Origin of the sequence: Planomonospora alba, assembly GCF_039534085.1 — a bacterium.
Classification (GTDB): Bacteria; Actinomycetota; Actinomycetes; order Streptosporangiales; family Streptosporangiaceae; genus Planomonospora_B; species Planomonospora_B alba.
This window is the reverse complement of the sequence record NZ_BAAAUT010000020.1, coordinates 102,851-115,800: the sequence shown is the minus strand read 5'-3', so window position 1 is coordinate 115,800 and position 12,950 is coordinate 102,851. Positions and strand designations below refer to the sequence as shown.

The window sequence follows — 12,950 nt, the reverse complement described above, 5'->3', positions numbered from 1 at the left end:
GCCGCGCTGGACCGGCTGGTACGGCTCCGCGAGCCGAACCCGGTGGCCGCGCAGCTGACCTCCGCCCAGCTGGAGCTGGCCGGGCTGCCGCTCCCGCTCCAGGAGCCCGCCCTCACCGGATGACGTGCTCGAAGAGCTCCTCCCAGCGGTCCAGGACCCGCTCCGGCCGGAACGCCTCGGCACGGACCCGGGCGGCGGCGCCCAGCCGCCGCCTCCGCTCCGCGGCGTCCCCGCCGTCGGCGGGGGACATCAGCTCGGCCAGCGCCGCCGCGAAGGCGTCCACGTCGGCCGGGGGGACCAGCAGCCCGGTCTCCCGGTCGGACACCAGCGACCGCACCCCGCCGGAGACGTCGAACGCGACCGCGGGCACCCCGTAGGACGCGGCCTCCGCCACGACCAGCGGGAGCCCCTCGTGCTCGCTGGACAGCCCCAGCACGGACCCGCCGAGGTACTCGCGCGCCATCTCCGCCGCGGGCACCGCCCCCCGGAACACCACCCGGTCGGCGACCCCGCACGCCCGGGCGTGCGCCCGCAGCCGCTCCTCCTCGGCGCCCTCGCCGATCAGGTGGAGCTCCCAGCCGCCGGCCCCGTCCCCGGGCGGCCCGCTCCCCGGCGGGTCCCCGCGGGCCCGGCCGCCCGCCCGGCCCGGCGGCTCGCCCGCCCCGCAGGCCAGGGCGAAGGCCGAGATCAGCCGGTCGAAGCGCTTGACCCCCTCCAGCCTGCCGATCCCGAGCACCCGGCGGGCGGTCAGGTCGGAGGTCCGCGACGGCCAGGAGGGCAGCGGGTTCGGGATGGACCAGGTGTTGGGCAGCCGCGCGTGCTCGGAGAACGACCAGGCGTCGTCCTCGCTGACGAACACCGCCTTCTCCAGGCGGCCGTAGTGGCCGCTGACCGCGCGCAGGTGCCAGGAGCCGCGGGCGTGCCGGTAGGAGCCGTGGTACTGGCCGATCGCCAGCAGGTGCCGCGGGATCAGGGCCCGGATCCGGGTCACCACGCTGGGCGAGGACAGCACCGCGAAGCCGGGGCCCAGCCGGTCGAGCAGGGCGGCCAGCCGCCGCCGCTCGCGCCGCCTGCCCAGCCGGGAGAGCGGCCCCGCCGGGGTGCGGTGCACGACGTGGCGGTGGTAGGCGGGCCGCTCCACGTAGCGGAACGGGCGCGCCGCCCGGTGCAGCCCGATCACGTGCACGTCGTGCCCGCGCTCGGCCAGGCCCTGCGCGACGGTGTGGGTGACCCGCTGGACGCCGCCGAGCGTGTCGGCGTCCAGGCAGGCGAAGACCACGGTGTGCGCGGGCCGCCCGCCGCCCCCCGCCCGCCGGGTGCTCCGCGCGGGGCTCCGGCCGGCCGGGCCGCTCACCGCAGCCACCCCAGGACGGCCGCCCGGACCGGCGGCCGGGCGGGTACGGCGGGGCGGGGCCGGCCGGCGGGCGGGGCGAGGCCGAAGAAGTCCTCGACCACCCGGGCGCTCGCCTCCCCCTTCTCGTCGGCGCACCACAGCTCGCGGAAGGCGGCGTACTTGGCGGCGAACGAGGCGGAGACCGCGTCGAGGTCGCGCAGCGCGCAGATCAGCTCTCCGGTGGTGGCCAGGCACGGCCCGGGGGCGATCGCCGGCAGGTCGTGGTAGACGCCCCGCTCCACCCGCCGGTACTCGTCCCAGTCGTCGATCAGGAACAGCATCGGCTTGCCGGTCACCGCGTAGTCGCACATCACCGACGAGTAGTCGGTCAGCAGCGCGTCGGAGGCCAGCATCAGGTCGTTGATCTCCGGATAGGACGCCGCGTTCCGCACGAAGTACCGCAGGTGCGCGGGGACCCGGTAGCGCTCGACCGGGTGGGGGCGGAGCACCACCACCCACTCGCCGGCCAGGGCCCCGGCCATCTCCTCCAGGTCGGCCCGGACCGAGGCCCCGGAGAACTTGGCCTGGTCCCGGTAGGTGGGTGCGTACAGCAGCACCCTGCGGTCCGGCGGGAGCTCCAGGCGGTCCCGGACCCGCTCGGCCGCCGCCGGGTCGCCGTGCACGAGCACGTCGCAGCGGGGCGAGCCGTACCGGAGCACCGGCCCGGTGTACTCGTTCGACGGGACGAAGATCCGCTCGAACTCGGCGCTCGGCGCGACCAGCGCGTCCCAGCGCGCCACGGCCGCCCGCCACCGCGCCCGGGGTCCGGGGAAGTCGGCGCGCAGGTCGGGGGAGTTGAAGCCGATCGACTTGATGCCCTGGCCGTGCCAGGTCTGCAGGTAGCGGGTGCGCGGCGGCTTGGGGTAGTCCAGCGGCAGGCCGTGGCTGTCCACCCAGTAGCCGGCCCGGGCCATCGTCCAGACGTAGCGCCAGCTCATCCGGCGCACGAGCGGGACGCCGGGCGGGAAGTTCCGCCGGTTGCGGGCGACCGACCAGACGGCGCGGATCGGCGCCCCGCGCCGGCGCAGCTCCTCGTGGACGTAGCGGGGGTTGCCGGTGTAGCCCGCGCCGACGTCGGACTCGAACAGGGCCAGGTCCGGGCGCGGCGGCAGGACCTTGATCAGTCCCTTGTAGACGCGGAGCTTCAGCCGCGGGCCGCTCAGCCTCCGCACGGCCCGGGCCTTGAGCTCCGCCAGCCGGGACGCCCTGCGCAGCACGCCCTGCCGCCGCCAGGCCACCCGCAGGACCCCCGCCGCGCCCTCGGCCCTGACCGTGACCCGGTGGCCGGGCACCGCGAGCCGGACCGGTTCGGCCGCCGGGTCCACGAGGAGCACGTCGGAGGTGCTCCGGCCGTCGGGGCGGGTGACGACGACCTTCGGCTCGCAGTGGCCGTCGAAGCCCAGCCGCCCGCCGGGCCGGAGCGCGGCCAGGTCGAGTGCCGCCTCGCTGAGGAGGCTGCCGTCGGGCTGCTCGCGGGGCGTCAGCCGTACCCTGTGCGGGCCGAGCCTGAGCGCCGCGGTCCAGCCCGGATGGGCGGCCAGCACTCCGAACGGGTCGTAGGTGCGGACCGCCAGGGCGAGCCGGGTGCCGCGCACGGCCAGGGCCGCCTCGTGCCGGAGCCGGCTCGCGGTGAACGGCAGCTCGGCCATGCGCAGCGCGGTGATGTCCATCTCCGGGGAGGGGACGGTGCCCCAGTAGGTCCGGCCGTCCCTGCGTACGGCGGTGCGCGGCGGGGCCTGCGGGCCGTTGAGGGAGCGGGCGGCGACGGCCAGCTCGCGGGCCCGGCCCTGGAGGATCAGCGAGCAGCAGACCCGCGCGACCGGGTCGAGCCGGTCGAGCACCGCGGGGTCGATCTCCGCCAGGTACGGCCGGGCGAGCGTGGTGAACTCGGCGATCCAGACCGGGTCGCGGGCGGGCAGCGTGTTGAGGTAGACCCGCAGGTCCTGGCGGAGGAAGCGGTGGTGGCGCTCGGGGAGCAGCTGGTCGTGGCCGTGCCTGCGCAGCGCCTCGTCGCTGAGGCGGGCGGCCCGGATCCGCTGCCGGGCGTTGTCCAGTTCCGCGTAGCGCAGCGAGATCGAGGTGGGGGCGGCGCGGGCGCGCGCCCGGTGCCAGAGGTAGACGGTCCACGGGACGACCGCGAACCGGCGGGCGGCGCAGTACAGCTCGGCGCTGAAGACGTGGTCCTCGAAGTGCAGGTCCTCCCGGAACGGGACCCGCCGGAGCAGGTCGATCCGGTAGAGCTTGTTGGTGGCGAAGGAGTCGAGGAACATCCCGGGTTCGGCGGCGATGCCCTCGACGGTCCTGCGCCGGGCGAACAGCTCGGGGTAGTAGCGCCGGCTCCTGCGGCTGCCCTCGTAGTAGCGGGAGATCTGCCCGGTGACGAAGTCGGCGCCGGTCCGCTCGATCTCCTCGAGCAGGCTCTTGCAGGCGTGCCGGGTCAACCGGTCGTCGCTGTCGAGGAACATCACGTACGGCGCGCGGGCGGCGGCCACCCCGGCGTTGCGCGGCGCTCCGCAGCCCCCGCTGTTGCGCTCCCTGCGCACGTAGCGGACCCGCGGGTCCTGCTCGGCCAGGGCTCTGGCGACCCGCTCGGTGTCGTCGGTGCTCGCGTCGTCCACGACGACCGCCTCGACGTTGCGCAGCGACTGGCCCAGCACGGACCGTACGGCCCGGGGCAGCCGGCGGGCGTCGTTGTAGGTGATGACGACCACACTGCAGTCCGGCACATTGATCACGGTTTGAGCTATTCCCATGAATAAATGCGGACTTGTCCGTCTTGTGAAGTGATGTCATGTTCTTTGCCGATTCTCGCCGGAGAGATGAGGGGCGCGAACCGGACGGCCGCCGGGCAGGCCGTCCGAGGGAGGCCACCGGGGCCGTGCCGTACCGGACGGGCGGAGGACCGCGCCGTACCGGACGGGCGGAGGACCGCGAGAATTCCCCGGGAAGGGTGCGCCGCCGCCGGAGGCCTCCTCGCTCTCGAAGGGCGGTGCGGGATACTTCGTGCGCGAGCGCGTCCGCCGGACCCGGTGGTGGAGCCCCGGCTCACCCCTGGTGCAGGAGACCAGGATCCTGGACGTGGAGCCGGCCGAGGCCGCCGACCGGGCGGCGTGGAAGCGTGCGGGCTCCCCCCGGCGCTGCCGGGGCGGCGCGCCGTGCCGCAAGGGCTTGCCCGGGCCGGGCACGACCGATTACACGAGCCTGGCGGGGAATGCGATGAGCCCGCTCTTCGGCTTCAGCGGGACGGAACTCCTGGAGCTGCCCGCCGATCCCGCGCGGCTCAGGTCCGAGCCGCTGCGGCTGCGGGCCGCCGAGCGGGACCGGCAGGCGAAGTCCGGCGGCTCCGCGAAGAACATGCCTGCCGAGGACGAGTGGCTCTGGCAGAGGGGTGCCCTGCTCCTCGGCGAGCTGCCCACCCCCCGGCGGTCCGCGCGGCCCTCTACCGCCTGCCGGCGGACCTCCCGGGGGCCCGGATCCTCACCGGCCGGGGAGAGGTGACGCTGGCCCGGACGCTCCGGGACGACCACATCGAGGAACGCATCGTGATCGACCGGACCACGGGGGAGGTCTCCGAGAGACGGCACCTGCTGCTGAAGCCGGATCCGGCGCATAAGGGCGACACGCACTACTTCACCAGCCTGCCGGCGGGGACGGTCATGGACGAGGCGCGGCACCGGGACGCGGGCTGGAGCGACCGGGAGCCCGACCTGCCCGGCGGCTGCACGCTGGACGGGATGGCGCGCACATCGCGGCTGTGCACGTCTGACGGCGGGCGGTGAGCCCGCCGCGGCTGTGCGCGTCTAGCGGCGGGCGGTGAGCACGCGGCGGACGAGCCAGGCGAGCAGGGCGAGGCCCGCCAGGACGGCGGCCACCGGGGCGGCGCGGCGCAGGAGCGGGACTCCGGCGACCTCCAGCAGGTCGAGCGCCTCCTCGTCGGGGGTGCGGGAGGTGCGGGCGGTCCCGCCCGGGTGCGCCTCCCCCGGCCGGTCCTCCGTCGCGGACGTCCGGCCGAGGGAGGGCACCGCCGTCAGACGCCGGGCGGGACGGGCCTTCCCGCCCGGCTCGCCGGAGCCGGTCTCCTCCCCGCTGGCCCCGCTTGCCACGCTGGTCCCGGCTGCCCCGCCCGTCCCGGCTGCCCCGCCCGTCCCGGCTGCCCCGCCCGTCCCGGCGGCCCCGCCCGTCCCGTCGGCTCCGGTGGAGCCCTCCGCCAGCAGATCGGACAGCGCGGCGGCGAACCGATCGATCAGCTTCGCGCCGACCTCGGCCATCACCCCCCGGCCGAACTGGGCGGGGCGGCCGGTCACGGCGAACGACGTCTCCACGGAGACCCGGGTCCCCTCACCCTCCGGGCGGAGGCGGGCGGTGACCGTGGCGCTCGCCGTGCCGGAGCCCCGCGCCTCCTTGCCGGAGGCCTTCAGCACCGCGGTGTGCGCGTCCTTGTCGACGTCCTCGAACGCGGCCGTGCCCCGGTAGGTGACGGTGATGGGGCCGACCTTCACCTTCAGCCGGCCGGTGAAGGAGTCGCCCTCCACGGACTCGAGCACCGCCCCCGGCAGGCACGGGGCGACGCGCTCCACGTCGAGCAGCACCGCCCAGGCCTGCTCGACCGGGACCGGGACCGTGAACTCGTGCTCGAAGCGCATCGTCATCGACTCTCTCCTCCGACCGGCCGGACGGGGCCGCTCCTGCGGCACCTGGGATATCTGTGACAGTACGACTACGGACGGGTCATCGCCAGAGCGTGCGCCGCACCGGCCGGGGCGGGGCGAGGAAGGGGAAGGCGCCCCGGCCGGTGGGACGCGGCCCGGCGGGGTGCGGACCGCCCGGCCCGCACCCGGTCCGCCGGGGTGCGGGCCGTACGGCCCGGCACGCGGCTCAGCCGAGCGCGGACCGTACGGCGCGGTAGGTCAGCACCCGGGCCAGGTGGCGGCGGTAGTCGGGCTTGGCGTGCAGGTCGGCCGGGGGTGAGGTGCCCTCGTCCGCCAGGCCGCAGGCGTCGCGGACCGGGTCGCGGCCCCCGTCGCCGCCGGGACCGCCCGCACCGGCGCCGCCCGCACCCTCCGCGCGGCCGCCGCCCCGCGCACCGCCGTCGCCGTACGGGCCGCCCGGGGCGGGGGCCGTGCCGCGCAGCGCCTCCTCCACGGCACGCGCCCGCACCGGGACGGGCCCCATGTTGGTCAGCCCGATCCGGGCCTGCGCGATGCCCCCGTCCTCGATCCGCACGGCGGCCGCCACGCCGACGACGGCCCAGGCCTGCGCGGTCCGGTGGAACTTCTCGTAGTGGAAGCCCCAGCCGGCGCCGAGCTTGGGCACCTTCACCCCGGCCAGGATCTCGCCCGGCTCCAGCGCCGTCTCCAGGTAGCCGGTGAAGAAGGCGGCCGCCGGGATCTCCCGCTGCCCCCGGGCGGAGGCGGTGACGAGCACGCAGTCCAGGGCGAGCGCGACGGCGGGCAGGTCCCCGGCCGGGTCGGCGTGGGCCAGGGAGCCGCCGAAGGTGCCGCGGTGCCGTACGGCGGGGTCGGCGACCGTGGCGGTGGCCAGCGCGAGCAGCGGGGCGTGCTCCCGCACCAGCGGGGAGCGCAGCACCTCGTCGTGGGTGGTGAGCGCGCCGACGAGCACATGGTCGTCCCGGTCGTGCACGCCGCGCAACTCGCCCAGCCGCCCCACGTCCACCAGCAGGGTGGGGTAGGCGAGCCGCAGGCGCAGCAGCGGGAGCAGGGACTGGCCGCCGGCCAGCACCTTGACGTCGCCGTCGCCGGAGTCGGCGTCGTCGAGGATCCGGCACGCCTCGTCCAGGGACGCGGGGCGGGCGTAGTCGAAGGGGGCGGGGATCACTGCGCACCTCCGGCGGTCTCGGCGGCTCCCGTGCCGTCCGCGGCGGCCCCGGGACCGGGTGGTCCGGCCGTGCCCCCGCCGCCGGAGCGGGCCAGGGCGCGCCAGACCCGCTCCGGCGTGCAGGGCATCGGGACGTCGCGCACGCCGTACGGCCGCAGCGCGTCGACGACCGCGTTGACCACGGCCGGGGTCGAGGCGATCGTCCCGGCCTCGCCGACGCCCTTGACGCCGAGCGGGTTGCTCGTCGCCGGGGTCTCGGTCCGGTCGGTGACGAAGTCCGGCAGGTCGGCCGCGGACGGGATCAGGTAGTCGGCCATCGTCGTGGTGAGCAGGTTGCCGCCGGTGTCGTAGACCGCCTCCTCGTACAGGGCCTGGCCGATGCCCTGCGCGATGCCGCCGTGCACCTGGCCCTCGACGATGAGCGGGTTCACCACGCGGCCCACGTCGTCGACCGCCACGTAGGAGCGGATCCGCACCGCGCCCGTCTCGGTGTCCACCTCCACCGCGCACAGGTGGGTGCCGTGCGGGAAGGAGAAGTTCTCCGGGTCGAAGGTCGCCTCGGCGTCCAGCCGGGGCTCGAAGCCGTCCGGCAGGTCGTGCGCGGCGAAGGCGGCCAGCGCCAGCTCCTGGATGGTCCGGCCCGCCTCGGTGCCGCGCACCCGGAACGCGCCGCCGGAGAACTCGACGTCGTCGTCGGCGGCCTCCAGCAGGTGCGCGGCGAGCCGCTTCGCCTTCTCCTTGACCTTCTCGCAGGCGGCCAGCACGGCGACGCCGCCCACCACCAGCGAGCGCGAGCCGTAGGTGTCCAGGCCGCGCGGGGAGACCGCGGTGTCGCCGTGCAGGACGGAGACGTCCTCGAACGGCACGCCCAGCGCGTCGGCCACGATCTGGCTCCAGGCCGTCTCGTGCCCCTGGCCGTGCGGGGAGGTCCCGGTGACGACCTCGACCTTGCCGGTGGGCAGCATCCGCACCGCGGCGTGCTCCCAGCCGCCCGCCCCGTAGCTCAGCGAGCCGAGCACCCGGGAGGGCGCCAGGCCGCACATCTCGGTGTACGTCGAGACGCCGATGCCGAGCTGGACCGGGTCGCGCCGCTCGCGCCGGTCGGCCTGCTCGGCGCGGAGCTTGTCGTAGCCGAACAGGGCCACCGCCCGCTCGGTGGCGGCCTCGTAGTCGCCGGAGTCGTAGGTGAGGCCGGCGACCGTGGTGTACGGGAACTCCTCGCGGGTGATCCAGTTGCGGCGCCGCACCTCGATCGGGTCCAGGCCCAGCTCGGCGGCGAGCTCGTCCACGGCGCGCTCGATCGCGAACGTCGCCTCCGGGCGGCCCGCGCCCCGGTAGGCGTCGGTCGGCATCTTGGTGGTGAAGACGCCCGTGCAGGTGAAGTCGTAGGCGTCCATCTTGTAGACGCCGTTGTACATGAACGCGCCCAGCAGCGGCACACCCGGCGTGACCAGCATCAGGTAGGCGCCCATGTCGGCGAGCAGGTCCACCCGCACGCCCCGGATGCGCCCGTCCCGCTCGGCCGCCAGGGAGATCCGCTGGATCTGGTCGCGGCCGTGGTGCACGGTCAGGTTGCCCTCGGAGCGGGACTCGGTCCACTTGACGGGCCTGCCGAGCCGGCGGGCCAGCAGCAGGCTCAGCACCTCCTCGGCGGTGACCTGGAGCTTGGAGCCGAAGCCGCCGCCCACGTCCGGGGCGACCACGCGGAGCAGGTGCTCGGGGATGCCGGTGGTCAGGGCGAGCATGACGCGCAGGATGTGCGGGATCTGGGTCGCCGAGTAGAGCGTGAAGCCCTCGCCCTCGGGGACGGCCACCACCGCGCGCGGCTCCATCGCGGTGGGGATGAGCCGCTGCTGGACGTAGGTCCGGTCGATCAGCACGGGCGCGTCGCGGAACGCCGCCTCGACGTCTCCGCCGGAGAACTTCCAGGTGAAGGCCTGGTTGCCGGCCTCGTGCACGGCCGGGGCGCCCTCGGCGAGCGCCTCCGTCATGTCGAGCACCGCCTCCAGCGGCTCGTAGTCGACCTCGACGGCCTCCAGCGCGTCGGCGGCCCGGTAGCGGTCGGTCGCGACCACGCAGGCCACGGCCTCGCCGACGTAGCGGACCCGGTCGACCGCCATCGGCGGGTGGTCGGGGATGACGACGTCCTCGCTGACCGGCCAGGCGCACGGCAGGCTGCCCTGCTCGCCGTCGAAGTCGCGCCCGGCGAAGGCGGCGACCACGCCGGGCAGGGAGCGCGCGGCCGAGACGTCCACCCGGGTGATGCGGGCGTGCGCCAGCGGGCTGCGCAGGAACGCCACGTGCAGCATGCCGGGGAGCTGGATGTTGTCGGTCCACCGGGTCCGGCCGGTGATCAGCCGGGCGTCCTCCCGGCGCCTGCGGGCCCGGCCGACCTCGCGGCCGCCGTCCGGGCCCACCGGTCCGCCGAGCCCGTCGTGCTCGGTGATCTGCCGGGCGACGAGTCCGGCGTCGAGCTGCTCGGTCACGGGGCCGGCACCTCCTCACCCGACATCGAGCGGGCGCCGCGCCGTACCGCGCGGACGATGGTGCAGTAGCCCGTGCACCGGCACAGGTTGCCCTCCAGCCCGGCGCGGACGGCCTCCTCCGACGGGTCGGGGTCGTCCTTGAGCAGGTCGATCGCCGCCATGATCATGCCCGGGGTGCAGTATCCGCACTGCAGGGCGTGCTCTTCGTGGAAGGCCTGCTGCATGGGGTGCAGCCCGCCGCCCGAGGCGAGGCCCTCGACGGTGACGATGTCGCTCCCGTCGGCCTGCACGGCGAGCACGGAGCAGCTCTTGGCGCTGCGGCCGTCGAGCATCACGGTGCAGGCGCCGCAGTTGCCGGTGTCGCAGCCGACGGGCGTGCCGGTCTTGCCGAGCCGGTCCCGCAGGAAGTGGACGAGGAGGAGGCGCGGCTCGACCTCCTCCTCGTAGGTGACTCCGTCGACGGTGACGGTGACTGTGGGCATACGTCCTCCAGTTCACCCCGGAGGGGCAGGAGAAGTGAGAGCCGGGTTCCAAACCGAACGTACGCCTCTGTCGTCCCGGGTCAACCGTCCGTCCGTCAGAAGACGGGAAGCACGCACTCCTCGCCGGGGGCGCGCGGGCCGGGGATCCGGCGCTCGGACTCCGCGATCCGCACGTCGTTGATGCTCGCCTCCCTGCGCCGCATCAGCCCGCTGTGCGGCCCCGCGTCGGCGAACTCCCACAGCTCGTTGCCGTAGCTGCGCCACCACTGGCCGCCGGCGTCGTGCCACTCGTACTGGAACCGTACGGCGATGCGGTTGCCGCGGAACCCCCACAGCTCCTTGCGGAGCGCGTAGTCCAGCTCCCTGGCCCACTTGCGGGCCAGGAACTCCCTGATCCGCTCGCGGCCGACGATGAACTCGTCCCGGTTGCGCCAGACCGAGTCGGGCGTGTAGGCCAGCGAGACCCGCTCGGGGTCCCGGGTGTTCCACGCGTCCTCGGCCGCCTGGACCTTGGCCCGGGCCGTCTCCTCGGTGAACATCGTGCCTCCTGTCCTCACGCGCGGCCGGCGGCCGCCGTCACGGGCGGGTTGTGGCGGGAGTGGTCCCCGGAGGTCCAGCGGAGCGGGACCGCCCCGCGGACGTGCACGGCCTCGTCCACGTCGAAGCCGACGAGCCGCTGCGCCCCGGGGACGCCGCGCGGGTCCCAGTCCACGCGGGCCCGACCGGTCAGGTGCAGCGCGTCGCCGCTCTCCCAGTCGAGGAAGAGCAGCCCGCAGCGCTCGTCCAGCTCCAGGTTGCCGAGCGTCATGTACATCATGTTCCCGGGGTAGTCCGGCCAGACCAGCCGGCGGTCTCCGGCGACCCGGACGAACCCCGGGCCGCCGCCCCGGTGGGACACGTCCGCGCCCAGGCCGGGTGCCCGGGTGGCCACGAAGAACGTGTCGGCCCCGGCGATCCACTCGCGCTGGCCGGCGGTGAGCGCGTCCGTCCTGGACACCGCCGGGCCCGCCCCGCTCCACGGCTCGGCGTCCTCCCCGGTGATCTCCCGTGCCCGGATGTACTTGGGGCAGTTGGCGTAGACCTGGTCGGTGCGGACCACCAGCCGGTCGCCGCGGCGGCGGGCCCGGCCGTTGACCCGCATCCGCCGCCGGGTCGCCGGCTCGACGGCGAGCATCCCGAGCTCGTGGTCGGCCTCGCCGGTGAGGAGCCCCGACAGCGGGTCGTGCGGGCCGGGCAGCGCGCGGACCACGACGGTGCGGTCGTCCGTCGCCTCGGCGAACCCGGCCGGCCCGGTCAGCGCGCTCGCCCAGACCCGGCCGGAGGCGTCCGCGGCGCCGACGACGACCATGCGCTGCGCGCGCAGGAAGCCGCCCGCCACGGCGGGGATCTCCGCCCGGACGCGCGCCGATCCCCAGTCGCCGGGGCGCACCCCGGCCCGCCGCTGCACCGCGGTCTCTCCCGGATGCCTCATCGCCCCTCCCTTTCGCCTGCCGGTCCGGTCTAGAAGAATCCGCAGGTGGGGGCTCCGGGGGTGGGAGCGGGACGGTCTCCGGCGCCGTCGGGCGCGTAGACCTCCAGCCGGATGCCGTCCGGGTCCTCGAAGAAGACGCCGCCGGAGGACGACCCCTCGCCGTGCGGGACGACGCCGTCGTGGTGGAGCACGGCGCCGAGCTCCCGCACCGCCGCCTCGGCCCGCCGCACGGTCTCGATGTCGGGCACCTGGAAGGACAGGTGGTGCAGGCCGGGCAGGGCGGGGGAGAAGCGGCCCTCGCTCTGCTGCCAGAGGGTCAGCACCAGCGTGCCGTCGAGGCCGAGGAAGGCGTAGCGGCGGCCGTCCTCGTGCGAGGAGCCGACGACCTCGAAGCCGAAGACCTTGCGGTAGAAGTCCGTGGAGGCGTCGAGGTCGGAGACGTTGAGGCCGACGTGGCCGGTCCGGAAGGTCACAGCTCTTCTCCCATCACTCTTCTAACGGCTGAGTCCGTTAGATCGTCACCGGACAATCTAACGGACTCAAGCTATCTGTGCCGTTATATTAGAGTGATGTGAATCACATTTCGGTCAGCGCCGCGACGACCTGCTCGGCGGTGGCGGCGGCGCTCGCCGGGTTCTGGCCGGTCACCAGCCGGCCGTCCCGCACGACGTGCTCGGCGAACTCCGGACCGGCCGAGTGCCGGGCGCCGCGCGCGGTGAGCGCGTCGGCCAGCAGGAACGGCACGGCCTCGGTCAGCCCGACGGCGGCCTCCTCGGCGTTGGTGAAGGCGGCCACCTCCCTGCCGGAGACCAGGTGGGTCCCGTCCGAGAGCGTGACGTCCACCAGGGCGGAGGGGCCGTGGCACACGGCGGCCACCACTCCGCCGCGCTCGTAGACGGCCCGCGCCACCCGGGTGACGTCTCCGTCGCCGGGGAAGTCCCACATGGTGCCGTGGCCGCCGGCGAAGAAGACCGCGTCGTACCCGGCAGGGTCGACCTCCGCCAGCCGCGGGGTCGTCCGCAGCCGCTCGCCGAAGACCTCCAGGAACTCCCGCTGGACCGGGTCGCCGGAGTCGTAGCCGTCCTGCGGGGGCTCGCCGCCCGCGATGCTGGCCAGGTCGACCTCGAAGCCCGCCTTCCGGAACACCTCCCACGGGTGGGCGGCCTCCGAGACGTAGAACCCGGTGGCCCGGCCGGTGTCGCCGAGGCGGTCATGGCTGGTCAGAACAGTCAGGATGCGCTTTGTCGGAGAAGTCATGGAAGAAGCATCACCGCTCGCGAGGC

General features: G+C 75.2%; 12 protein-coding genes. 2 read left to right on the top strand and 10 right to left on the bottom strand.

Annotated features, from left to right (window positions below; translation table 11 throughout):
- Positions 1-112: 112 nt before the first annotated feature.
- Together ABD823_RS14395 and ABD823_RS14390 are read right to left on the bottom strand one after the other, a co-directional pair.
- Entirely contained in the window at positions 113-1,354 is a 1,242-nt protein-coding gene (locus tag ABD823_RS14395) for a glycosyltransferase (protein ID WP_344859671.1), read from the bottom strand.
- Entirely contained in the window at positions 1,351-4,119 is a 2,769-nt protein-coding gene (locus ABD823_RS14390) for a bifunctional glycosyltransferase/CDP-glycerol:glycerophosphate glycerophosphotransferase (protein ID WP_344859669.1), read from the bottom strand. Before ABD823_RS14390 ends, ABD823_RS14395 begins: the two co-directional genes overlap by 4 nt.
- A 277-nt stretch (positions 4,120-4,396) precedes the next feature.
- Between ABD823_RS14390 and ABD823_RS14385 the strand changes: the two genes are divergently transcribed.
- Together ABD823_RS14385 and ABD823_RS14380 are read left to right on the top strand one after the other, a co-directional pair.
- Positions 4,397-4,891 carry a hypothetical protein gene (locus tag ABD823_RS14385; RefSeq protein ID WP_344859667.1) on the top strand — a complete coding sequence of 165 codons (495 nt, stop codon included), beginning with the start codon at positions 4,397-4,399 and terminating at the stop codon, positions 4,889-4,891.
- Positions 4,888-5,172 carry a hypothetical protein gene (locus ABD823_RS14380; protein ID WP_344859665.1) on the top strand — a complete coding sequence of 95 codons (285 nt, stop codon included), beginning with the start codon at positions 4,888-4,890 and terminating at the stop codon, positions 5,170-5,172. The genes ABD823_RS14385 and ABD823_RS14380 overlap by 4 nt, the downstream gene beginning before the upstream one ends.
- A gap of 21 nt (positions 5,173-5,193) precedes the next feature.
- Here ABD823_RS14380 and ABD823_RS14375 read toward each other — a convergent pair whose 3' ends face one another.
- The 8 genes from ABD823_RS14375 to ABD823_RS14340 form a co-directional block, all read right to left on the bottom strand.
- On the bottom strand, positions 5,194-6,042 hold the full coding sequence (locus ABD823_RS14375) for an SRPBCC family protein (protein ID WP_344859664.1): 849 nt from the start codon (positions 6,040-6,042) through the stop codon (positions 5,194-5,196).
- Between the two features lie 226 nt (positions 6,043-6,268).
- On the bottom strand, positions 6,269-7,228 hold the full coding sequence (locus ABD823_RS14370; RefSeq protein ID WP_344859662.1) for an FAD binding domain-containing protein: 960 nt from the start codon (positions 7,226-7,228) through the stop codon (positions 6,269-6,271).
- Positions 7,225-9,675, bottom strand: a complete 2,451-nt coding sequence (locus tag ABD823_RS14365) for a xanthine dehydrogenase family protein molybdopterin-binding subunit (protein ID WP_425566609.1) — start codon at positions 9,673-9,675, stop codon at positions 7,225-7,227. The genes ABD823_RS14370 and ABD823_RS14365 overlap by 4 nt, the downstream gene beginning before the upstream one ends.
- Before the next feature lie 35 nt (positions 9,676-9,710).
- Positions 9,711-10,196 (bottom strand): (2Fe-2S)-binding protein, encoded by a 486-nt coding sequence (locus ABD823_RS14360; protein ID WP_344859661.1) that lies wholly within the window; start codon positions 10,194-10,196, stop codon positions 9,711-9,713.
- A 95-nt stretch (positions 10,197-10,291) separates the two neighbouring features.
- Positions 10,292-10,735: a nuclear transport factor 2 family protein gene (locus tag ABD823_RS14355; RefSeq protein ID WP_344859659.1), complete on the bottom strand. Its 444-nt coding sequence runs from the start codon at positions 10,733-10,735 to the stop codon at positions 10,292-10,294.
- A 14-nt stretch (positions 10,736-10,749) separates the two neighbouring features.
- Positions 10,750-11,667, bottom strand: a complete 918-nt coding sequence (locus tag ABD823_RS14350; protein WP_344859657.1) for a pyridoxamine 5'-phosphate oxidase family protein — start codon at positions 11,665-11,667, stop codon at positions 10,750-10,752.
- A 29-nt stretch (positions 11,668-11,696) separates the two neighbouring features.
- Positions 11,697-12,140 (bottom strand): VOC family protein, encoded by a 444-nt coding sequence (locus ABD823_RS14345; protein WP_344859656.1) that lies wholly within the window; start codon positions 12,138-12,140, stop codon positions 11,697-11,699.
- A 103-nt stretch (positions 12,141-12,243) separates the two neighbouring features.
- Positions 12,244-12,924: a type 1 glutamine amidotransferase domain-containing protein gene (locus ABD823_RS14340; protein ID WP_344859654.1), complete on the bottom strand. Its 681-nt coding sequence runs from the start codon at positions 12,922-12,924 to the stop codon at positions 12,244-12,246.
- Positions 12,925-12,950 lie beyond the last annotated feature (26 nt).

Excerpts from the sequence above, each read along its gene's own strand:
- ABD823_RS14375 (WP_344859664.1), bottom strand. The coding sequence starts at position 6,042 with ATGACGATGCGCTTCGAGCACGAGTTCACGGTCCCGGTCCCGGTCGAG.
- ABD823_RS14360 (WP_344859661.1), bottom strand. The coding sequence starts at position 10,196 with ATGCCCACAGTCACCGTCACCGTCGACGGAGTCACCTACGAGGAGGAG.
- ABD823_RS14355 (WP_344859659.1), bottom strand. The coding sequence starts at position 10,735 with ATGTTCACCGAGGAGACGGCCCGGGCCAAGGTCCAGGCGGCCGAGGAC.
- ABD823_RS14350 (WP_344859657.1), bottom strand. The coding sequence starts at position 11,667 with ATGAGGCATCCGGGAGAGACCGCGGTGCAGCGGCGGGCCGGGGTGCGC.
- ABD823_RS14340 (WP_344859654.1), bottom strand. The coding sequence starts at position 12,924 with ATGACTTCTCCGACAAAGCGCATCCTGACTGTTCTGACCAGCCATGAC.